20 protein-coding genes are annotated in these 19,519 nt (G+C 71.1%); 6 read left to right on the top strand and 14 right to left on the bottom strand.

From position 1 onward, the window contains the following. Positions 1-6: 6 nt before the first annotated feature. The 4 genes from KIK09_RS24940 to KIK09_RS24920 form a co-directional block, all read right to left on the bottom strand. On the bottom strand, positions 7-1,788 hold the full coding sequence (locus tag KIK09_RS24940) for a nickel-dependent hydrogenase large subunit (RefSeq protein ID WP_214321756.1): 1,782 nt from the start codon (positions 1,786-1,788) through the stop codon (positions 7-9). A gap of 1 nt (position 1,789) precedes the next feature. After that, positions 1,790-2,839: an NADH-quinone oxidoreductase subunit B family protein gene (locus tag KIK09_RS24935; RefSeq protein WP_214321755.1), complete on the bottom strand. Its 1,050-nt coding sequence runs from the start codon at positions 2,837-2,839 to the stop codon at positions 1,790-1,792. A gap of 79 nt (positions 2,840-2,918) precedes the next feature. Continuing rightward, on the bottom strand, positions 2,919-3,761 hold the full coding sequence (locus KIK09_RS24930; protein WP_250573758.1) for an SIS domain-containing protein: 843 nt from the start codon (positions 3,759-3,761) through the stop codon (positions 2,919-2,921). After that, complete coding sequence (locus KIK09_RS24920; RefSeq protein WP_250573757.1) at positions 3,758-4,315, bottom strand: D-sedoheptulose-7-phosphate isomerase; 558 nt, start codon at positions 4,313-4,315, stop codon at positions 3,758-3,760. The genes KIK09_RS24930 and KIK09_RS24920 overlap by 4 nt, the downstream gene beginning before the upstream one ends. 180 nt (positions 4,316-4,495) lie before the next feature. Here KIK09_RS24920 and hypF point away from each other — a divergent pair, with 180 nt between their 5' ends. Next, positions 4,496-6,778, top strand: coding sequence for a carbamoyltransferase HypF (gene hypF, locus KIK09_RS24915; protein ID WP_214321753.1), 2,283 nt, complete (start codon positions 4,496-4,498; stop codon positions 6,776-6,778). 40 nt (positions 6,779-6,818) lie between these two features. Then, entirely contained in the window at positions 6,819-7,964 is a 1,146-nt protein-coding gene (locus tag KIK09_RS60125) for a GNAT family N-acetyltransferase (RefSeq protein ID WP_214321752.1), read from the top strand. A gap of 12 nt (positions 7,965-7,976) precedes the next feature. On the opposite strand, the gene KIK09_RS24905 is transcribed toward KIK09_RS60125, so the two are convergent. From KIK09_RS24905 to KIK09_RS24895, 3 genes are all read right to left on the bottom strand, one after another. Further along, entirely contained in the window at positions 7,977-8,717 is a 741-nt protein-coding gene (locus tag KIK09_RS24905) for a hypothetical protein (RefSeq protein ID WP_214321751.1), read from the bottom strand. A 79-nt stretch (positions 8,718-8,796) separates the two neighbouring features. Further along, positions 8,797-9,789: an RNA polymerase subunit sigma-70 gene (locus KIK09_RS24900; protein ID WP_214321750.1), complete on the bottom strand. Its 993-nt coding sequence runs from the start codon at positions 9,787-9,789 to the stop codon at positions 8,797-8,799. A gap of 17 nt (positions 9,790-9,806) precedes the next feature. After that, complete coding sequence (locus tag KIK09_RS24895) at positions 9,807-10,547, bottom strand: SDR family oxidoreductase (protein ID WP_214321749.1); 741 nt, start codon at positions 10,545-10,547, stop codon at positions 9,807-9,809. Positions 10,548-10,655: 108 nt separating this feature from the next. Between KIK09_RS24895 and KIK09_RS24890 the strand changes: the two genes are divergently transcribed. Further along, complete coding sequence (locus tag KIK09_RS24890) at positions 10,656-11,321, top strand: YdcF family protein (RefSeq protein WP_308164271.1); 666 nt, start codon at positions 10,656-10,658, stop codon at positions 11,319-11,321. A gap of 86 nt (positions 11,322-11,407) precedes the next feature. Here the strand turns inward: KIK09_RS24890 and KIK09_RS24885 are convergent, their stop codons facing one another. Further along, on the bottom strand, positions 11,408-12,256 hold the full coding sequence (locus KIK09_RS24885) for a haloalkane dehalogenase (RefSeq protein ID WP_214321748.1): 849 nt from the start codon (positions 12,254-12,256) through the stop codon (positions 11,408-11,410). A gap of 56 nt (positions 12,257-12,312) precedes the next feature. Next, complete coding sequence (locus KIK09_RS24880; RefSeq protein WP_214321747.1) at positions 12,313-13,125, bottom strand: NAD(P)H-binding protein; 813 nt, start codon at positions 13,123-13,125, stop codon at positions 12,313-12,315. A gap of 76 nt (positions 13,126-13,201) precedes the next feature. On the opposite strand from KIK09_RS24880, the gene KIK09_RS24875 reads away from it, so the two are divergent. Further along, on the top strand, positions 13,202-13,780 hold the full coding sequence (locus KIK09_RS24875; protein ID WP_308164268.1) for a TetR/AcrR family transcriptional regulator: 579 nt from the start codon (positions 13,202-13,204) through the stop codon (positions 13,778-13,780). Here KIK09_RS24875 and KIK09_RS24870 read toward each other — a convergent pair. Then, positions 13,758-14,363 carry a TetR/AcrR family transcriptional regulator gene (locus tag KIK09_RS24870; RefSeq protein WP_214321746.1) on the bottom strand — a complete coding sequence of 202 codons (606 nt, stop codon included), beginning with the start codon at positions 14,361-14,363 and terminating at the stop codon, positions 13,758-13,760. The two genes, KIK09_RS24875 and KIK09_RS24870, sit on opposite strands and share 23 nt — an antisense overlap. Before the next feature lie 68 nt (positions 14,364-14,431). Between KIK09_RS24870 and KIK09_RS24865 the strand changes: the two genes are divergently transcribed. Next, complete coding sequence (locus KIK09_RS24865; RefSeq protein WP_214321745.1) at positions 14,432-15,013, top strand: hypothetical protein; 582 nt, start codon at positions 14,432-14,434, stop codon at positions 15,011-15,013. Here the strand turns inward: KIK09_RS24865 and KIK09_RS24860 are convergent. The 3 genes from KIK09_RS24860 to KIK09_RS24850 form a co-directional block, all read right to left on the bottom strand. Beyond that, entirely contained in the window at positions 14,978-16,294 is a 1,317-nt protein-coding gene (locus tag KIK09_RS24860) for an MATE family efflux transporter (protein ID WP_214321744.1), read from the bottom strand. The two genes, KIK09_RS24865 and KIK09_RS24860, sit on opposite strands and share 36 nt — an antisense overlap. Positions 16,295-16,356: 62 nt before the next feature. Next, positions 16,357-16,893, bottom strand: a complete 537-nt coding sequence (locus KIK09_RS24855) for an antibiotic biosynthesis monooxygenase (protein ID WP_250573756.1) — start codon at positions 16,891-16,893, stop codon at positions 16,357-16,359. 101 nt (positions 16,894-16,994) lie between these two features. Then, a complete protein-coding gene (locus KIK09_RS24850) occupies positions 16,995-17,537 on the bottom strand; it encodes a GNAT family N-acetyltransferase (protein WP_308164267.1) in 543 nt (180 codons plus the stop codon). Positions 17,538-17,687: 150 nt separating this feature from the next. Here KIK09_RS24850 and KIK09_RS24845 point away from each other — a divergent pair, with 150 nt between their 5' ends. Next, positions 17,688-18,047, top strand: a complete 360-nt coding sequence (locus tag KIK09_RS24845) for a nuclear transport factor 2 family protein (RefSeq protein ID WP_214321742.1) — start codon at positions 17,688-17,690, stop codon at positions 18,045-18,047. On the opposite strand, the gene pdxR is transcribed toward KIK09_RS24845, so the two are convergent. Then, a complete protein-coding gene (gene pdxR, locus KIK09_RS24840) occupies positions 18,044-19,513 on the bottom strand; it encodes a MocR-like pyridoxine biosynthesis transcription factor PdxR (RefSeq protein WP_214321741.1) in 1,470 nt (489 codons plus the stop codon). The genes KIK09_RS24845 and pdxR overlap by 4 nt on opposite strands. Positions 19,514-19,519 lie beyond the last annotated feature (6 nt).

The raw sequence follows: 19,519 nt of genomic DNA, 5'->3' as shown, positions 1-19,519 counted from the left end.
CTCCGATCACGCGCCGTTGAAGGCGTGCGGGGTGTGCAGCTTGCGCAGTTCCTTGCCGCCGCCGAGGTACATGTGCACCCCGCACGGCAGGCAGGGATCGAAGCTCCGTACGGCACGCATGATGTCGATGCCCTTGAAGTTGTCCGGCGAGTTCTCCTCGAAGATCGGCGTGTTCTGCACCGCGTCCTCGTACGGGCCCGGCGTGCCGTAGCTGTCGCGCACGCTGGCGTTCCACGGCGTCGGCGGGTACGGGTGGTAGTTGGCGATCTTGCCGTCGCGGATCACCATGTGGTGCGACAGCACGCCACGCACCGCCTCGGTGAAGCCGCAGCTGATCGCCTCCTCGGGCACCTTGAACGGCGCCCACGTCTGGGTACGGCCGGCCCGCACCTCCTCCAGCGCCTGCTCGACGAAGTGCAGTGCGCACGCCGCGGCGTAGGCCTGGAAGTAGGTGCGGGCCCGGTTGCGCTCCAGCGCGTTGGACAGCAGCTCCCCGTTGCGCTCGGGGATCTTCCAGACGAACGTCTTCTCCGGCTTCGTGGCCGTCTTCGGCAGGTTGATCTCGACGCTGTTGCCCGTCGCCTTGACGTAGCCGATGTCCACCAGGCCGGACAGCGCCGTCGACCACAGCCGGGCGAGGGGCCCGCCGCCCGTGTCGAGGGGGAGCAGCTTCTCCCCGTCGAACCAGCGGGGCGACATGACCCAGCTGTACTTGTCGGTGAAGTCGCGCTTCTGCGGCTGCGGGATCGTGTGCTGGTTCCACGGGTGGCGCCCGTCGACCGGGTTGCCCAGCGGGTCGCGGGTGACGAACTGCTCCCGCCCCACCCAGTCGTCGTAGTAGGAGCTGCCCAGCAGGATCCGGATGCCGAGGTTGATGTCGACCAGGTTGTTGGTGACGAGCCGGCCGTCGACGATCACGCCCGGCGTGACGAACATCTTGCGACCCCAGTCGCTCATGTTCCGGTAGGTGAAGTCGCAGTGTTCAGGGTCGTTGAAGCTGCCCCAGCAGCCCAGCAGCACCCGCCTGCGGCCGACCTGCTCGTAGCCGGGCAGGGCGTCGTAGAAGAAGTCGAACAGGTCGTCGTGCATCGGCACCACGCGCTTGAGGAACTCCACGTAGCGCATCAGCCGGCTCAGGTAGTCGGTGAACAGCTGGACGGTCGCCACCGTGCCCACGCCGCCGGCGTACAGCGTGGAGGGGTGCACGTGCCTGCCCTCCATCAGGCAGAACATCTCCCGGGTGCTGCGGCTGACCGCGAGCGCCTCCCGGTAGAACTCGCCCTCGAGCGGGTTCAGCGAGCGCATGATGTCGGCGATGGTCTTGAAACCGTGGTCGGCCGCGTGCGGCGCCTCGGTGCGTTCGGCCAGCTCGAGCACGCCGGGGTTGGTCTCGCGGACCATCTTCTCGCAGTAGTCCACCCCGACCAGGTTCTCCTGGAAGATGTTGTGGTCGAACATGTACTCGGCGGCCTCACCGAGATTGATGATCCACTCGCCGAGGTTCGGCGGCTTCACCCCGTAGGCCATGTTCTGGGTGTAGACCGAGCAGGTGGCGTGGTTGTCGCCGCAGATGCCGCAGATCCGGCTGGTGATGAAGTGCGCGTCGCGCGGGTCCTTGCCCTTCATGAACACGCTGTAGCCGCGGAACACCGAGGAGGTGCTGTAACACTCGGCTACTTCCTTCTGCTTGAAGTCGATCTTGCAGTAGATGCCCAGGCTCCCGACGATCCGGGTGATGGGATCCCAGGCCATCTCGACCAGTTCGCGGTCCTTGTTGGTTGTCGTCATGTCATCTCCATGGCGCGCGGTATCCGGTGAGCAGTTCGCGGCCCTTCTTGCGCCACTTCGGCTCCTTGTCGACGGTGTGGAGGGTGATGCTGCGCAGGGACCGGATCACCCGGCCGTAGCCCCCGCTGATCGTGGACGACACCCGCGCCCCGGGCGGCTCGTCCATGAACGGCATGAACTTGTCCGGGAAGCCCGGCATCGTGCAGGCGATGCAGATGCCTCCGACGTTCGGGCAGCCGCCGATCCCGTTCATCCAGCCGCGCTTGGGCACGTTGCACTTCACCACCGGCCCCCAGCAGCCGATCTTGACCAGGCACTCCGGCCTTCCGTACTCGGTGGTGAACTGGCCCTGCTCGTAGTACCCGGCCCGGTCGCAGCCCTCGTGCACCGTCTGGCTGAACAGCCACTTGGGCCGCAGCGCCTCGTCCAGCGGGATCATCGGCGCCTGCCCGGCCACCTGGTACAGCAGGTACAGGATCGTCTCCGACAGGTTGTCCGGCTGGATCGGGCAGCCGGGCACGTTCACGATCGGCAACCCAGCCTTGGACTTCCAGTCCCAGCCCAGGTAGTCGGCCACGCCCATCGCGCCGGTCGGGTTGCCCGCCATCGCGTGGATGCCGCCGTAGGTCGCGCAGGTGCCCGCGGCCAGGACCGCGATCGCCTTGGGCGCCAGCCGGTCCAGCCACTCGCTGGTGGTCATCGGCTGGCCGGTCTCAGGGTTGTTGCCGAACCCGCACCAGTAGCCCTCCTCCTTGATCGACTCGTTCGGGATCGACCCCTCGATGACCAGCACGAACGGCTCGAGCTCGCCACGGTCGGCCTTGTAGAACCACTCGATGAAGGCGTCGGCGCCCTCCACGGGCCCGCACTCGAAGTCGATCAACGGCCAGTGCACCGCGATCTTCGGCAGGCCGGGCAGTGCGCCGAGCACGATCTCCTCGATGCTCGGCTGGGTCGCCGCGGTCAGCGCGACGGAGTCACCGTCGCAGCTCAGCCCGGCGTTGATCCAGAGAATGTGCAGGACCGGTTCGTCCTGCGGCGGCGCGGTCATGTCGCCTCCCCCATCCTTTTCGCGTCCGTTGGTCGTGATCGGTGGGGGGTCGGTTCGGGTGGTCGGTGTCTCCTGTCGTTCAGCCGGGATCGAGCGCGTGCTGGGTGAGTTCCCACAGCACGTGGTAGACCGTCGTCTGGGCCTCCTGGATCCGGTGCACGGACGAGGAGGGGATGACGAAAAGGTGGTCGAGCACGTCGAGTTCGGCCAGCCTGCCGCCCTTGTCGCCGGCCAGGCCGACCGTGAGCATGCCCTGCCTGGCCGCGGTCTCGAAGGCCTGGACGACGTTGGCGGAGCCGCCGCTCGTCGACAGCCCGAGCGCCACGTCGCCCGGCCTGCCCAGCGCGGCGAGCTGGCGGGCGAAGACGACGTCGAAGCCGACGTCGTTGGACAGCGCCGTGAGCACCGCGCTGTCGCCGGTCAGGCAGAGGGCGGGCACGGGAACGCCGCGGTGGGGATGCAGGAAGACGGTCGCCACCTCCTGGGCGTCGGTGCTGCTGCCGCCGTTGCCGAAGGTGAACAGCCGGCCGCCGGCCGCGAACCTGGCCGCCATCTCCTCCGCGCACGCCACCAGGGCCCGCGCCGACTCCTCCGCCACCCGCGCGCGCAGCCGGACGATCTCGGCCGCCTTCTCCGCGGTGGAGCGGCCGACGTCCTCAAGTGCCGGGCCCGCGCCCCCGTTCAGAAAGGGGTAGAGCCCGCCCAGCGGGTCGCTGACGACGGCGATGGCCTCTTTGGCGTGCACCAGCACGGTGTCACCCGGCGCGGCGTCGACCAGCGCCACACTGATCTCCTCCAGCGCGCCGCCGCCGACGTCGACCTGCGCGAGCATGCCCTCGCCCACGCTGACGACCACGTACGGCAGGGCCTCGTCGGCGCAGGTCACGCAGACGTCGGCGGAGCACTCTCCGGGGCGGTTCATCGGTGTGCCTCACCCTCGATGAAGACGTGCACCAGCTCCCAGAGCAGGTGGTAGATCGTGACGTGGACCTCTTTGATCACGGCGGGATCGTCGGAGCGGGCGACCAGGACGTGGTCGGCCGGCCGGTCTCGCGGTTCGTCACCGCCGGTCAGGGCGATGGTGCACAGGCCGAGCCCGCGTGCCGTCTCCAGGCCGCGCCGTACGCTCGCGCTGCTGCTGTCGCGGGAGATGCCCATCGCCATGTCGTCGGAGCCGGCCCAGTGCCGGATGTGATGGGCGAAGATCTCGGCCTGTCCCTGGTCGCCGCCGAGCCAGTCCTGGCTCAGCGCGATCGCCGGCAGCGCGGGTTTGCCCACGATGACCGGGTGCATGAACTCGACCGCGACGTGCGCGGCGTCCGATCCGCCTCCGTCGCCGAAGACGATCAGCTTGCCGCCGCGGCGGAAGCGGGCGGCCATGTCGCGGCAGGCCCCCACGATGAGCTCGACGTCGGCCGCCAGTGCGCGCCCGGCGCGATCGCGCCGGGCGAAGGCTTCGCCGACTGCCTCACTCATTGTCGATGACATGCGCGCACCCATCACTCAAAGTAGTCATAACGCTACGATGCGAAACTTCATGTCCGACACCCGGGGGATCACGATCTGCGGTAAAGGTCTGATCGCAGGGGTAACTTTCTCCTCTAGCTCGTGTGCGCCCTTCTCTGCCGGTTCGCCGTAGCTCGCGAGGATGGCGGCATGAGCAGCGGAAAAGCGCGGATCAGCGTCCGTGTCGAGGGGATCGTGCAGGGCGTCGGCTTCCGCCCGCACGTTCACGCGCTGGCCCGGCGGCTGCGGCTGGCGGGATGGGTGGGCAACGACGGCGGGGGCGTGTTCATCGAGGCCGAGGGCTCGCCGGAGGACCTCGCGCGCTTCCAGACGGACCTGTGCGAGCAGGCGCCACCGCTGGCGGCGATCCACCGGATGACGGCCACGCCGATCCCCGCCCGTGGCGAGCGGGGCTTCCGCATCGCCGGCAGCCCGCAAGGCTCCGCGCCCGCCACGCTCGTCTCGCCCGACGCCGCGACCTGCGGCGACTGCCTGGCCGAGCTCTTCGACCCGGCCGACCGGCGGTTCCTGCATCCCTTCATCAACTGCACCAACTGCGGGCCGAGGTTCACGGTCGTCAAGGACGTCCCCTACGACCGTCCGGCCACGACCATGGCCGGTTTCGCCATGTGCGGGGAGTGCGAGCGCGAGTACCTCGATCCGGAGGACCGCAGGTTCCACGCCCAGCCGATCTGCTGCCCGGACTGCGGCCCCACGCTGCGGCTGCTCGAGGCGGGAGGGCGGTCGCTGCCCGGCGATCCGATCGAGGAGGCGGCCGGGCTGCTGCGCTCGGGCCGTGTCCTGGCCGTCAAGGGGCTCGGGGGATACCACCTGGCGGTCGGCGCCGCTGACGAGGACGCCGTGCGCACCCTCCGGACGCGCAAGCACCGCGAGGAGAAGCCCTTCGCGGTGGTCGTGCCGGATCTCGACGCCGCGCGTGGCCTGTGCGAGCTGGATTCCGAGGCCGAAGCGCTGCTCGCCGGGCCGCGGAGCCCGATCGTCCTGCTGCCCAGGCGGCCGGGCGCCGCGGTGGCGGAAGGGGTCGCCCCCGGTCACCGCCGACTCGGGCTCATGCTGCCCTACACGCCCGTGCACCACCTCCTCGCCCGCGCCTTCGCCGGGCCGTACGTGCTCACCAGCGGGAACCTGTCCGACGAGCCCATCGCTCACCAGGACGGCGACGCGCTCGACCGGCTCGGCGGTCTCGCGGACGGCTTCCTGGTCCACGACCGGCCGATCCACGTCCGCGGCGACGACTCGGTGATCCTGCCCGGGCGAGGGCGGTCGATCGTGGTGCGGAGGTCGCGCGGATACGCGCCACAGCCCGTCATGCTGTCCGACCCGGCTCCCCGGCACGTGCTGGCCTGCGGTGCCGAGCTGAAGCACACCTTCTGCGTCGTACGCGAGCGTCAGGCCTTCGTCTCGCAGCACATCGGCGATCTCGAGAACTACGAGACGATGTGGTCCTTCATCGAGGGCGTCGAGCACTTCCGCCGGTTGTTCGGCATCACTCCGCGACTCGTCGCGCACGACCTGCACCCCGAATACCTGTCGACCAAGTACGCCCTCGACACCGAAGGGGCCGATCTGGTCGCGGTCCAGCACCACCACGCGCACATCGCCTCGTGCCTGGCCGACAACCAGGAGCGGGGGCCGGTCATCGGGGTGGCGTTCGACGGCCTCGGCTACGGCGACGACGACACCCTGTGGGGCGGCGAGCTGCTCGTGGCCGACCTCGTCGACTTCACCCGTACGGGGCGGCTGTCTCCCGTGCCGCTGCCGGGCGGCACCGCCGCGATCAGGCAGCCCTGGCGCATGGCCGCCGCACACCTCGACTCCGCGTACGGCGGAGCGCCCCCGCAGGACCTCCAGGTGCGCTCACGCAACCAGGGGCGCTGGGCCGACGTGACGGCGCTGGCCAGATCGGGGACGAACGCGCCCCTCGCCTCCAGCGCGGGCAGGCTGTTCGACGCGGTGGCCTCGATCCTCGGTCTCGGCGACACCGCGGCGTACGAGGGGCAGGCCGCGATCGCGCTCGAGCAGAGTGCCGATCCCGCCGAGCACGCCGCCTACCCGGCCGGCCTGCTCGATGGGGACCTCGTGACGATCGACAGCGGCGACCTCGTCCGCGCCGTCGTGGAGGACGTGCGCGCCGGGGTCTCCCCGGCGATCATCTCCGCGCGCTTCCACCACGGCCTGGCCGCCGCGACCGCGGACGGCTGCGTGCGGCTGCGCGCCGCCACGGGCCTGTCCACCGTCGCGCTGAGCGGGGGAGTGTTCCAGAACCAGCTGTTCCTGGCCGCCCTCGCCGGCAGGCTCGAGTCCCGCGGCTTCCGGGTGCTGACCCACCGCCGGATCCCGCCCAACGACGGCGGCATCAGCCTCGGCCAGGCCGTCGTGGCCGCGGCACGCGACGCGGCCGACCGCTGCTAGCCTCGCCGCTGCTGACCGCCGTCATGAAGAAGGAATCACGATGAGCCGCAGGCTTGATGTCCCCGTCCTCCAGGGATCGCTCGTACGGCTGGAACCGCTCACGATGAGCCACGCCCGGGACCTGGCACAGGCCGCGGAGGAGGACCGCTCCTCCTACTCCCAGACCCTGGTCCCCAGGGCCTGGGAAGTGGAGGACTACCTGCGGGCACAGCTCGCCCGTGACGGGCTGACCCCTTTCGCGCAGGTTCGGGTGGAGGACGGCAAGGCGGTGGGGTGCACCGGGTTCTGGGACCCCCGGACCTGGCCGGGCCGGGACGACCTGCGCGCGATCGAGGTCGGGTGGACCTGGCTGGCGGCCTCTGCTCAGGGCCGCGGGATCAACGCCGAGGCCAAGCTGCTGCTGTTCACCCACGCCTTCGAGACGCTGGACGTGGCCCGCGTCGACCTCAAGACCGATGCCCGCAACCAGAGATCGCGCCGGGCGATCGAGCGGCTCGGCGTCCGCTTCGAGGGCGTGCTGCGCGCCTGGTCGCCCTCGTGGGCGCCCGGTGAGGAGGGAACGCTGCGGGACTCGGCCATGTTCTCGGTGACCGCGGCCGAATGGCCGGCCGTCAGAGCGGTGCTCATCCGGACGATGGCAGGCGGCGCCTCCCGTCAGAGAAGGGGCGACATCATCGGAGGCGATCAGGACAGCCGATTCGCCTTCCCCGCCACCGGGGACGAGCGGGCCATGCTGGTCAACGTCCTCGCGGCGCAGCGGGCGACGCTGGAGCTGAAGTGCGCGGGACTGGACGCCGAGCTGGCCCGGCGCTCCGTGGAGCCCTCCACGCTGTCGCTGCTCGGCCTGGTGCGGCACCTCGCCGACGTGGAGCGCCGCTGGTTCAGGCACGTGCTGGCCGGGCAGGACGCGCCCGCCCGCTTCTCCTCCGCGGACGACCCGGACGGCGACTTCGACGGGGCCGGACCCGCGGCCGGCCCCGCCGCCTGGGAGGCCTGGCGCGAGGAGGTGGAGTTCGCGGAAACCTATGTCGCCGGCGCTCCCCACCTCGACGTCGAAGGCCACGACGGCTGGCGCGGACCCGTCTCGCTGCGCTGGGTGCTCATCCACATGATCGAGGAGTACGCCCGCCACAACGGCCACGCCGACCTGCTCCGCGAACGCATCGACGGGGCACGCGGCGTGTGATCCCCAGGGAGGTCAGGCGACCTTGGCGTCGGCGGCCTTCCAGGTGTTGCACGCGCCCGGCTTGCCGGCCTGATAGCCCTGCTGCAGCCAGTAGAGCCGGTTGGCGGGCTTGCCGCTGTACTTGTTCTTGAGGAAGCTCTCCCAGAAGTTCTTGTCCCTGATGGTGGGCTTCCAGTCCTTCACCTGGCGGCCCAGGGCCTTCTCGGAGACGCCCATGAAGCAGTCCAGCTGCAGGTAGTACCGGCGGTTCTGCTGGCTCATCTGGGATTCGGAGGCGTCGTTCTGCATCGAGTACCAGGCCTCGCCGATGCCGCTCTGCCCGGAGACGACGCCACTCCACGTCCTGACGATGGAGGTGAACACCTTCATGTCGCTCTTGGCCTTGATCCAGTCGTTGGCCAGCCGTACGTGGATCTCGGTGGCGCAGATCTCGGAGAAGGAGGTGGAGACGTCCAGGCCCGTGGAGCAGGACTGCTTGTCGTCGGCCGCCTTGAAGACCACCTTCACCGGCTGGAAGCCCTTGATCGCCGGCTTCCACGCCTTGTTCAGGCAGCCGACGAGCTTGGTGACGTACTTGGTGGTCGAGGCGCTGCTCGTGCCCTTGGCCGGCTTGCAGGCGACCGTGGGCAGCTTGGCCGCCTTGTAGAGCTCGTTGCCGGTCAGCTCGGGGGCGCCGGTCACGGGCTCGGCGGACGCCACCCCGGACAGCAGCATCAGGCCGGCGGCCGTCCCCGCTAATAGACGAATGATCACGAGGTCGGATCATAGGGTTCGGCCGAGCTCGGCGGTAGTTCGTGGAGTTTCGCCGTGATCCTGGGGGCCGCCGGGTGGCTCAGCTGGGTGCAGATCTCCAGGGCGGAGAGCAGAGCCGACCGGGCGGCAGGGAGGTCGTCGGCGGCGCGAAGGTCGGCACCAGGCCCGGGTCGTTGAAGGCGGTGATGCGGGCGATCCGGGCCCCGACCAGGGTCAGGACCTGCACGCCGTACGGCTCGTGACCGCCGTGACCCGCGCGGCGGTGGACGACGAACGCGGGCTGGCCGTTGGCGCGGGTGGGCACCAACCGCCACAGATCCCTGCGCAGCACCCGGTTGGCCAGGAAACCGGCGACGGCCCGCTGGCCGGTGAACCAGGTCGGGATCGGCGGCATCTCCATCTCGACGTCGGCCCGCAGCAGCCGTACCAGCGCGTCGGCGTCCGCCCGGGTGAACGCGTCGACATACCCGTCGAGCAGGGTCCGGCGGATCTCCTCGTCGGGCTCGGCCAGGTCGTCCTCGACCGGTCCCGCCTCCGCCAGGCGAGCCCGGGCGCGGCGCAGCGTGCTGTCGACGGCCGCGGTGGTCGTCTCCAGCATCTCGGCGACCTCGGCCGTACGGAACGCCAGCACGTCGCGCAGCGTCAGCACCGCCCGCTGCCGCGCGGGCAGGAGCTGGAGCGCGGCGATGAACGCCAGCCGCACCCCGCTCCTCCCGGCCACGATCGCCGCCGGGTCGCCGAAGAGCGCGTCGGGCGCCGGCTGGAGCCACGGCACCGACGGCTCCCTGTCGGCCATGGCCACCCGGTGGTCGTCCGACGGCGCGGCCAGCCCCGACGGCAGCGGCCGCCTGGCCCGGGTCTCCAGCGCCGTCAGACAGGCCATCGTGGCGATCTTGTAGAGCCATCGCCGCACCGACGAACGCCCCTCGAACTGCTCGAACGCGCGCCAGGCGCGCAGGTAGGTCTCCTGCACCAGGTCCTCGGCGTCGTGGATCGAGCCGAGGATCCGGTAGCAGTGCGCGAGCAGCTCCGGCCGGTAGGGCTCGGTCCTGGCGGCGAACTCGGCGTCCATCGCGGCTTCTCCCCGTGTCAGCTGATCGGGCGCGGCCCGGCGCCGCTGACCAGGTATTCGGGAGCGCTGCCTGGATCCGCGGCGATCTCCAGGACGGCCTTGGCGACCTGCTCCGCGGTGAGGATCGGCTGCATGCCCGCGACGAAGGTGTCCCGGTCGACGCCCTGCCGCTCAGCGTAGCCCGCGACCCCGGCCGAGCCGACGCCGCCGGCCGGAGTCAGCTGGGGGAGCAGCGCGACGAACCGGATCCCCAGCCCGGCTCGCTCCGATTCCTCGGCAGCGTACGCGCTGATGTTCCTGATGGCGGCCTTCGCTCCCGCGTAGCCGCCGCTGAGCGGTGATCCCCGCAGCGCGGCCCCGCTGGACATCGCGACGACCACGCCGCCCGGCGCCAGCGGCTCCCGCAGCGCGGCCCGCGTCCAGGCGAAGACGTGCCGGGTGTCGGCCTGCCAGTGGCGGCTGAAGCTCTCCCAGGTCTGCTCGTGCAACGGCGCCGTGTGCGGCGTCGCCCCCGCGTTGAGGACGAGCAGTCCGGGCCGGTGCTCGCGGATCACGCTCCGCGCGAGCGCCTCGTCGGCGGCGTCGGCCGCGACGGCGGTGAAGCCTTCCCCCAGCTCGTCCCGTACGGCGAGCAGCTCCTGCTCATGGCGGGCGATGCCGACGACCCTGGTGCCCGCGGCGACGAGCGCGGCGGCGATCGCCCGCCCGAAGCCGCGACTGGCACCCGTGACGACGGCGGTTTCGAAAGAATCGGACATCGGATACTCCGAAGTGGTAGTCGAGTCGTGTCCCTATCTAGACCGGCCATCGCCCGGAAATCCGTCGCTCGCGGGTAAGGGACCTTGTGCGGGGAGAAAGGACAGCAAGTGACCGACCACCTCGGCGAGGAGCAGCGGCGGCAAGCCCTGGTGATCTGGGAGTACCACCGGATGGGGCACCAGGCCAGGCCCTGTGACGCGGCGATCGGGCTGGGCAGCCACGACCTCGGCGTGGCCGACCGCGCGGCGGAGCTGTATCACGCGGGTTTGTTCCCTGTGCTGGTGCTCACCGGCGGGAACAGCCCGACCACGCTGGCCAGGTTCCCGCGCGGCGAGGCGGTCCACTACCGGGAGCGCGCCCTCGAACTCGGGGTCCCCGACGAGGCGATCCTGCTGGAGCCGCACGCCACCAACACCGGCGCCAACATCACCCTGTCACGCCAGGTCCTGGCCGATGCCGGGATCATCCCGGCGAGCGTCCTCCTGATCTCCAAGCCCTACATGGAACGCCGGACCTACGCCACCACCCGCAAACTCTGGCCGGAGGTGGAGGCCGTGTGCGCCTCCCAGCCCGTGGACCTCGACCACTACCTCAAGTCGATCGGCGACGAAAAACTGGTCGTCGACATGCTCGTAGGCGACCTCCAGCGAATCATCGAATACCCCAGCCGCGGCTACGCCATCAACCAACCCGTCCCCCCGACCGTCCTCGCCGCCTACCACTCCTTGCTCCAAGCCGGTTTCACCACCCGCCTCATCTCCCCAGGCCAGTAGCCACCCGGGACGGATGGAAATCCGGGTCCTCCTCGTTCGATGGAGTCCTCGAGCTCCGGCCGGAACTCGAGGAGGTCGGCGCTTACCTAGTGGGGGAGGGTGGCGGACCAGGTGTTGAGGGTGGAGGCGATTGTTCGGGGGTGGTCTTCAGGGGTGTGGTGGCCGGCGAGGGTCGGGTGGTGGGTTATCTGGAGGGAGGCCATGGTGGTGGCGCACCAGGCGATCATGTCGGGGGTCATCATCGTGCCGGGGCCGGGTTCGAAGGTGATCAGGAGCTTGGGGACTTCGGGGGTGGTGGCGAGCCAGTGGTCGTAGGACTCGACCCGGGCGACGACGTCGGCGGGGTCGCCGTCCAGGGGCATCGAGCGGGCCCACTGCAGCAGGGGCAAGCGGCTGGTTCTGGTGGGGTAGGGGCGGGTGTAGGCGGCCAGGTCGTCCTCGGTGATCGGGGTGGCGACCGTACCGGGGAGGCCTTCCAGGAGGAAGGCGTTGTCGTCGAGGATCATGGCCTCGCCCACGCCAGGCGTCTTGATCGCGCGGAAGAGGTCGCGGCCGCCTTCGGGGAACTCCTCCCAGGTCATGGGCTTGACGATCGTCTCCGTGAAGGCGATGGCGCGGACCCGGTCCGGGTGGCGGGCGGCCCAGTCGAAGGCGAGCGCGCCGCCCCAGTCGTGGCCGACGAGGGTCACGTCGTCCAGGTCCAGGGCATCGAACCAGGCGTCGAGATAGCGGGCGTGGTCGGCGAAGGTATAGGCGATGTCGGGTTTGCCGGACTCGCCCATGCCGATCAGGTCGGGCGCCAGGCGGCGCCCCGTGGTGATCGCGGGCAGCACATCGCGCCACAGATGCGACGACGTCGGGTTGCCGTGGAGGAAGACGGTCGGCCGTCCGGTCCCCATCTCCCGGTGGAACATCGTGGAGTCAAGAATTTTCATGATAAATCCGTTCAAATCGGTGGTGCCCCGGCGCCGGCAGGCACCGGGGCAGGGGGTCAGCGGAAGGCGGGGAGGTTGCGGGCGGCCCAGTCGGCGAACGGCCGCGGCTCCCTGCCCAGGACCCGCTCGACGTCAGCGCTGACGCGCTGCTCCTCCTCGACCGGCTCGCCGAGGATCGACAGCGTCCCTTCCACGACAGGCAGCGGCATGAACTGCGCCATCTGCGCGTAAGCCTCCTCGCGGGTCTGCTCCACGAAACGGACGGGCTCCCCGAGCGCCGCCGAGATCGCCGCCGCCCGCTCGCGCGGGCTCGTCCCCGCGGGCCCGGTCAGGACGTAGGTCGCGCCGCCGTGCCCGTCTTCACGCAGTACGGCGGCGCCGACCGCCGCCACGTCGTCGGGGTCGACGAACGGCAGGCGGACGTCACCGAAGGGCGCGGCGGCGGTGCGGTGGAGGCGCACCGGCTCGGCCCAGGCGAAGGCGTTGGACGCCATGCCGCCGGAGCGTAGGATCGTCCACTCCAGCCCCGACTCCCGCACGGCCTCCTCGAACGAGGCGGCATGCTGGTAGCCCTGCGGCCGGGTCCCGACTCCCTGGCTGGAGAGCAGGACGACCTTGCGCAGGCCCGCCGTACCCAGCAGCTTGCGCGGGTCCTCGCCGGCGACCAGCAGGAACAGCGCGTCCGCGCCCTCCAGGGCCGGGCGCATGCTCTCGGCGTCCCCCAGGTCGGCCGCGACCGCGCGCACGCCGGCAGGCACGTCCTCGGGGGTGATGCGGCGGGCCACGGCGGTCACCTGCTCACCAGCCTCGGCCAGCATCCGGACCAGGCTCCGTCCGACGTTCCCCGTGGCACCCGTGACGACGATCATGATGAACTCCTCAGCAATGAGTTAGTTGGCTGACTGAGAACGACCGTAGCACACCTCGGCGGCTATAGTTAGTCGGGTGACTGACTCACAGAGGGTGAAGGCGGCCGGAGCCAAGAGGCGGCGCCTGATGTCCGCCGCCGCCCGCGTCGTGCACCAGCAGGGCGCCGAGCGCACCACCATCGCCGACATCGCACGTGCGGCCGACGTCCCGGTGGGCAACGTGTACTACTACTTCAAGACCAAGGACGAGCTGGTCGCGGCCGCGCTGGCCGAGCACGCGCGGCAGCTGGAGGTGGTCACCGGCGAGCTGGACCGCCTGCCGTACCCGAAGGAGCGGTTGAAGGGCCTGGTGCAGGGCTGGATCGACCAGCGCGACCTGGCGGCCCGCTACGGCTGCCCGACGGGGACGCTCGCCGCGGAGCTGGACAAGCGCGCGGAAGGCGGACTGGACGTGGAGGCGGGGCGGGTCATCAGGCTGCTGCTCGACTGGGTGGAGCGCCAGTTCCGCGAGATGGGCGTGCCGGATCCCGACGGGCAGGCGCTGACCCTGGTGGGGGCCTACCAGGGGATGTCGTTGCTGGCCAACGCGCTGCGGGATCCGCAGATCATGACGCGCGAGGGAACCCGGCTGATCAGCTGGCTGGACTCGCTGTGAGACCGGCGAGAAGCGCCGACAGGCCGTCGGCGAGCAGGCGCTCGCCGCTGTCCGGCGCCTCGAGCAGCCAACCTGGCAGCGGGGTGCGCGCGGTGTGGGTCAGCTCGATGCTCACCAGCCCGTGCACCGCGGTCCAGATCAGGTAGGCGGCCCGGGTCGCCTCCTCGTGGCCGGCGCCGAGCCGGGCGGCCGTGGCGTCGACCAGCAGTGGGAAGGTCATGGAGATGGCGTGGCTGCGCAGTTCGGGCGGGGGGTCGAAGTCCGGCAGCGGCCGCTCGAACATCAGGGCGTACAGGGCGGGCTCCGCCAGCGCGAAGCGCCGGTAGGCGAACACGATGCGCTCGACGCTGCCGTCGCCGTCCGGCAGGGCCTGCCGGAGCAGCTCGAAGCCGTGCAGGTAGACGGCCTCGAGCAACCCGCTCCGGCCGCCGAAGCAGGTGTAGATGCCCATCGTCGAGCTGCCCGCGGCCTCGGCGATCCGGCGCAGGGTGAGAGCGCCCGCCCCTTCGTCGCGGAGCACCTGGTTGGCGGCCAGGATCAGCGCCAGGCGCAGTTCTTTCGTGGTGCTTACGTCCTGGCCCACGTTCTTCCTCCTCACGCCGATAACGACCATCATAACGGGCGTTATCCCTCGTCAAGGAGGCATTCCAGATGACAGCTCGCCTCACCCGCGCCGCGGCCGTGGCCGGGTTCGCCTGCGCGATCGTGCTCCTGGTCAACGTGGCCCGCCGCGGCGGCCTGCTCCCTGAGACCGTCTTCACCCACGCCGTCGCGCCGCTGGCCCCGCTGACGGGTCTGCTGACCGTCACCGGGCTCTACCTGCTGATCAGTCCCCGGGCCGGCCGGCTGGCCTTCGTGGGGTACCTGCTCAACGCCGCCGGGCTGGCCGGAGCCTTCGCCATCGAGTACACCCTGCACTTCGTCTTCCCCTACCTCGGGCAGGCGACGGTCGCCCAGCTGCTGAGCGGGGGCACCGGCAAGGCCTTCCTCGCCACCTCCGTGCTCCTGCTGGCCGGGGTGATCCTGTTCGGCGCCGCCGTCCTGCGGTCACGCCTGCTTCCTGTGGCGCCGGTGCTGCTCTACATGGCGGGGATGGTCCCCGGCTCGCTCCGCAGTGCCGTACCCCTGCCCGTCTATCTGGCCGGCCTCTTCGCCGCGGCGATCGGCATCGCCTGGCTGGCCACCCGCCTGAACCGGTCAGCGCACCGCGCCGAGGACCGCCCAGCGGCCTGACCGGAGCCTGGCCAGCACGGTGATCATCCGGATCAGCAGGAAGACCGACAGGCCTGACCAGATCCCCACCAGGCCCCAGCCGAAGCTCAGCGACGCCCACACCACGGGCAGGAAGCCGAGCACCGCGCCGCCCGACGTCGCGGTGCGCAGGTAGGCCGCGTCCCCGGCGCCGATGAGCACCCCGTCCAGGGCGAACACCACGCCGCAGATCGGCTGCAGCGCGACGAAGAACCACCACGCCTTGGGCATCTCGGCCAGCACCGCCGCGTCACTGGTGAAGGCGTGCGGCAGCAGGCCGGCCAGCGCCGCGAACACCAGGCTGAGCAGCACCCCGAAGACCGCCCCGCAGGCGGCCACCTGCCAGGCCAGCCGGCGCGCCCGCTCGCCGTCGTGCGCGCCCAGCGCCGCCCCGACCAGCGTCTGGGCCGCGATGGCCAGCGCGTCGAGCACGAAGGCCAGGAACATCCACAGCTGGAAGACGACCTGGTGGGCGCCGCCGGCGGCGGGGGAGGTGTGCGCGGCCACCGCGGTCGCGGACACCCAGCACGCCTGGAAGGCCAGACCGAGCAGCACCAGGTCGCGCGCGAGACCGAGCTGGGCGCGCATCGCGGCCGGAATCGGCGCGAGCGGCACGCCCTCGGCCACCAGCGCCCGCACGAACAGGCCCGCGGAGACGAGCTGCCCGGCCACGTTGGCGACGGCCGAGCCGTTCAGCCCCCAGCCGAGGCCGTGCACCAGCAGCGGGCACAGCACGGCCGACAGCCCGTTGCCGACGAGCACGTAGCGCAGCGGGCGCCGCAGGTCCTGCACGCCGCGCATCCAGCCGTTCCCGGCCATGGTGATCAGGATCATCGGGGCGCCGAGCACGGCGATCCGCAGCCAGCCCGCCGCGGCCTGCGCGACCTGCTCGTCGCCCGCGAGCAGCCGGGCGATCGGTACGGCCAGCAGTTCCCCGGCCACCACCAGCGCCACCCCTACGACGGCGCCGAGCCAGGTCGCCTGCACGCCCTCCGCCACGGCCTCGGCCCTGCGTCCCGCGCCGTGCAGCCGGGCCGCGCGCGCGGTCGTGCCGAAGGACAGGAACGTCATCTGGGTGGCGATCTGCGCCAGCACGATCCCGCCGACCGAGAGCCCCGCCAGCTGCACCGCGCCCAGATGGCCGACCACCGCCGTGTTGACGAGCAGGTAGAGCGGCTCGGCGGTCAGCACGCCGAGCGCGGGCACGGCCAGCGCGAGCAACCGGCGCAGCGTGGAACCGGCCTGGTCGACGTGCTCCACCATGCGCTCCTTTGTTCGAGTGACGCCTGAGCCTAGCTGTAAGGAGCACATGGCGGTAGTGCCACTTACAAGCTGCCGGGATAGAGCCAGCGGCGCAACAGCACGCTGAGCTTCGGCATGAGCACGTAGGTGAGCAGCGGCGACAGCACCAGGGGAAGCACCATCGCCTGCAGCGCCAGGGGAAGCGCCAGGAGGTGCCCCGCGACCAGCCACTGGAACAGCACTCCGCACGGGTAGACGGCGGCGAACGAGACGATCGTCATCTTCCACTTCGGCGGCGGCGTCACGACCCGGCCCGGCAGGCTGAACCAGGTCTCCATGCCGGTGGTGGTCACCCGGGGCGCGGACTCGGTCGCCATGCCCTGCAGCTTGTCCACCCACGCGGCCCGCTCGCCGGAGCTCAGCCACCGCCGCAGGCTCTCGTGGTCGCTGAAGCGCAGAACGGCGTAGTAGTGGTGGCCGCCGCGCAGCCAGGTGACCCCGAGATTGCCGGGGAAGAGCTTGGACGCCTCGTTGACATCACGCAGCCACTGCTCGAAGTCGTCGTGCCGGCCCTTCGTGACTTTCCAGGTGAAGAGCAGCGTCACCGGTTCCTGCGTCATAGAGCACATCAGACCCCACAGCACACCAAATGTGGGGCGAGGGCCGGTCAGGATTGCTCGGCCAGGTCGAGGATCCAGCTACCGTGACCTCCTCTTCCCGCTCACCTGCCCTCGGCGGCCGCGTACTCCGCGCTCGTGATGGCGGTGACCTCGACGGGCGCGCCGCTGGCCGGCACCGTGGTGCGGCTGGTGGGGCGCATGCCGAGCTTGGCCATCACGCGCAGGGACGCGTGGTTGTCCACGTGGGCGATGCTGACGATCTCCTCCAGCGCCAGCTTCCCGAACCCGAAGGCCAACACCTCGCGCGCCGCCTCGGTGGCGTAGCCGCGGCCCCAGTGTTCCCGCCCCAGCCGCCAGCCGATCTCCACGGCGGGCATCACCTCAGGCAGGAACTCCGGGACCGCCAGGCCTGCCCAGCCCGCGAACTGCCCTGTCTCACGCACCTCCACCGCGAACAGGCCGAACCCGCGGTCCTGCCATCCCTGGCGCAACCTCACCAGCGTGCCGGCCGCCTGCTCACGAGGGCGTGGCGACCCGTCAGCGATGTACCGCATCACCTCGGGGTCGGCGTCCATCGCGGCCAGGGGCTCGAGGTCGTCGTCTCGCCACATCCTCAGCCGCAACCGCTCGGTCAACGTCTCCACCCCGGATCCTCCTCGATCGCCGGACATGCCCCGCGGGCCGTCGTGGCGAGCATAGGTGTGCGGCGCGGCCAAGCCGCCGGGTACCTGTCGATAGATGTCAGGTATGGCGGGCAGCATGCTCCCTGTCACCGATCGAAGGGAGCTCGCGCCATGAGCGAGCAGGACAAGACGCTGCTGGACCTCGAGCAGCGGATGCTGGACGCCGACGCGGCCTACGACGAGGCGTTCTTCGAGGAGTACTGCGCCGAGGACTTCGTGGCCATGGGCGGATACGGCGTCGTCCCCAGGCAGCAGGTGATCGAGATGTACGCCAAGGGGACGGCGAACCCGGACAGGCGCAGCCGGGTCAACGACCCGGTGGTGAAAGCGCTGGGCGAGGACGGCGCGGTCGTCGTCTACCGCCTGACCAGCACGACGGGCGGGGAGACGTCCTCGTGGCACGCCTCGACGGTGTACCGCCACACCCCGGAAGGCTGGCGCGTCGTCCTCATCCACCAGACCCCGATCTAACCGCCGTAGGCCTGACCGATGATCGCCACGCCTTCGCCGATCCGGGTGAGCGTGTTGGCCGCGTAGCCCAGGAGCAGCCCCGGCGGCTGCGGGCGCTGGGCGTGCCAGGACAGCGGTTGCACCTTGACCCCGCGGGCGAGCGCGGCCGCGGCCAGGGCGGTGTCGTCGAACGCGGTGTCGAAGGTGATCATCAGGTGCAGGCCCGCCGCCGCGCCGTGGACGGTCGCGCCCGGCAGGTGCCGCCTGATCGCGTCGATCATGGCATCCCTGCGGCGCCGGTGCCGCCTGCGCAGCACGCGCAGGTGGCGTTCGAGCTCGCCCGACTCCATGAGCCGGGCCAGCACCAGCTGCGGCAGCACGGCGTTGCCGAGATCGGCGAACCGCTTGGCCTCCACCAGAGCCTCCTGGTAGCCGGGCGGCGCCAGCACCCAGCCCACCCGCAGCGCCGGAGCCAGCAGCTTGGACACGCTCCCGCCGTAGCAGACCCGCTCCGGGAGCATGGCCCGCAGGGCGGGGGCCGGCGGCCGGTCGTAGCGGTGCTCGGCGTCGTAGTCGTCCTCGATGATCAGGCCGCCCTCCTCGGCCCACCGCAGCAGCTCGCGACGGCGCGGGCCGTCCAGCACCACCCCGCTGGGGAACTGGTGGGCGGGCGTCACGAGAACGACCCCGGAACCCTGGGCGTGGAGCTGATCGACGCGCAACCCTCGGGAGTCCACCGGGATCGGCGGCGTGTCCAGCCGCCAGTTGCGCAGGTGCTGGCGGGCCCCCAGCGACCCCGGATCCTCCACCGCTACCTCGCGCACCCCGTCCCTGCCGAGCACCTGGGCCAGCAGGCTCAGCATCTGGGCGATCCCGGAGACGATCAGCACCTGGCTCGGGTCCGCGCTGATGCCGCGATTGCGGGCCAGCCAGTTGGCCACCGCCACCCGCAGCTGGGGAGCCCCGCGGGGATCGCCGTATCCGAAGCCGGCCGCCGGCAGCTCCCCGAGCATCGCGCGCTCCCCGCGCAGCCACGCCGTACGCGGGAAAGCGCTCAGGTCGGGCAGCCCGGGCGACAGGTCGATGCGCGCCGGCGCCGCCCGCAGCGCGTCGAAGACGTCCACGCCGGGCTCGCCGCCGAACAACTCATCCGGTACGGCGGGCGAGGGCGCGACGGAGCGCGCGGTGACGGGGGCGGCGACCACCACGGTCCCGGCCCTGCCGCGCCCCGCCACCTGCCCGGCCTCCCGCAGGCGCTGGTAGGCCTCGGTGACGACGCCGCGGGACACCCCGAGCTCGGCGGCCAGCACCCGCGTTGCCGGAAGCTTGCTGCCCACCGGCAGCCGGCCGTCGGCCATCGCCAGCCGGAGCTGCCGCGTCAGCCAGCTCGACAGCCCGCCTGCGGGCGCACGGTCGGCGTCGAGCTGCAGGAAGTCCGAGCCCGACGTTATGGACCTGCCGACCTCATCATCTTTGGACCTGTCCATCGGGCC

It is taken from the genome of Nonomuraea sediminis (assembly GCF_018531495.1).
Lineage (GTDB): Bacteria > Actinomycetota > Actinomycetes > Streptosporangiales > Streptosporangiaceae > Nonomuraea > Nonomuraea sediminis.
This window is presented reverse-complemented; position numbering and strand designations above follow the sequence as displayed.

Excerpts from the sequence above, each read along its gene's own strand:
- KIK09_RS24845 (WP_214321742.1), top strand. The coding sequence starts at position 17,688 with ATGAGCGAGCAGGACAAGACGCTGCTGGACCTCGAGCAGCGGATGCTG.
- KIK09_RS24880 (WP_214321747.1), bottom strand. The coding sequence starts at position 13,125 with ATGATCGTCGTCACGGGTGCCACGGGGAACGTCGGACGGAGCCTGGTC.
- KIK09_RS24920 (WP_250573757.1), bottom strand. The coding sequence starts at position 4,315 with ATGAGTGAGGCAGTCGGCGAAGCCTTCGCCCGGCGCGATCGCGCCGGG.
- KIK09_RS24895 (WP_214321749.1), bottom strand. The coding sequence starts at position 10,547 with ATGTCCGATTCTTTCGAAACCGCCGTCGTCACGGGTGCCAGTCGCGGC.
- KIK09_RS24935 (WP_214321755.1), bottom strand. The coding sequence starts at position 2,839 with ATGACCGCGCCGCCGCAGGACGAACCGGTCCTGCACATTCTCTGGATC.
- KIK09_RS24930 (WP_250573758.1), bottom strand. The coding sequence starts at position 3,761 with ATGAACCGCCCCGGAGAGTGCTCCGCCGACGTCTGCGTGACCTGCGCC.
- KIK09_RS60125 (WP_214321752.1), top strand. The coding sequence starts at position 6,819 with ATGAGCCGCAGGCTTGATGTCCCCGTCCTCCAGGGATCGCTCGTACGG.
- KIK09_RS24860 (WP_214321744.1), bottom strand. The coding sequence starts at position 16,294 with ATGGTGGAGCACGTCGACCAGGCCGGTTCCACGCTGCGCCGGTTGCTC.
- pdxR (WP_214321741.1), bottom strand. The coding sequence starts at position 19,513 with ATGGACAGGTCCAAAGATGATGAGGTCGGCAGGTCCATAACGTCGGGC.
- KIK09_RS24940 (WP_214321756.1), bottom strand. The coding sequence starts at position 1,788 with ATGACGACAACCAACAAGGACCGCGAACTGGTCGAGATGGCCTGGGAT.
- KIK09_RS24885 (WP_214321748.1), bottom strand. The coding sequence starts at position 12,256 with ATGAAAATTCTTGACTCCACGATGTTCCACCGGGAGATGGGGACCGGA.
- hypF (WP_214321753.1), top strand. The coding sequence starts at position 4,496 with ATGAGCAGCGGAAAAGCGCGGATCAGCGTCCGTGTCGAGGGGATCGTG.
- KIK09_RS24900 (WP_214321750.1), bottom strand. The coding sequence starts at position 9,789 with ATGGACGCCGAGTTCGCCGCCAGGACCGAGCCCTACCGGCCGGAGCTG.
- KIK09_RS24855 (WP_250573756.1), bottom strand. The coding sequence starts at position 16,893 with ATGACGCAGGAACCGGTGACGCTGCTCTTCACCTGGAAAGTCACGAAG.
- KIK09_RS24865 (WP_214321745.1), top strand. The coding sequence starts at position 14,432 with ATGACAGCTCGCCTCACCCGCGCCGCGGCCGTGGCCGGGTTCGCCTGC.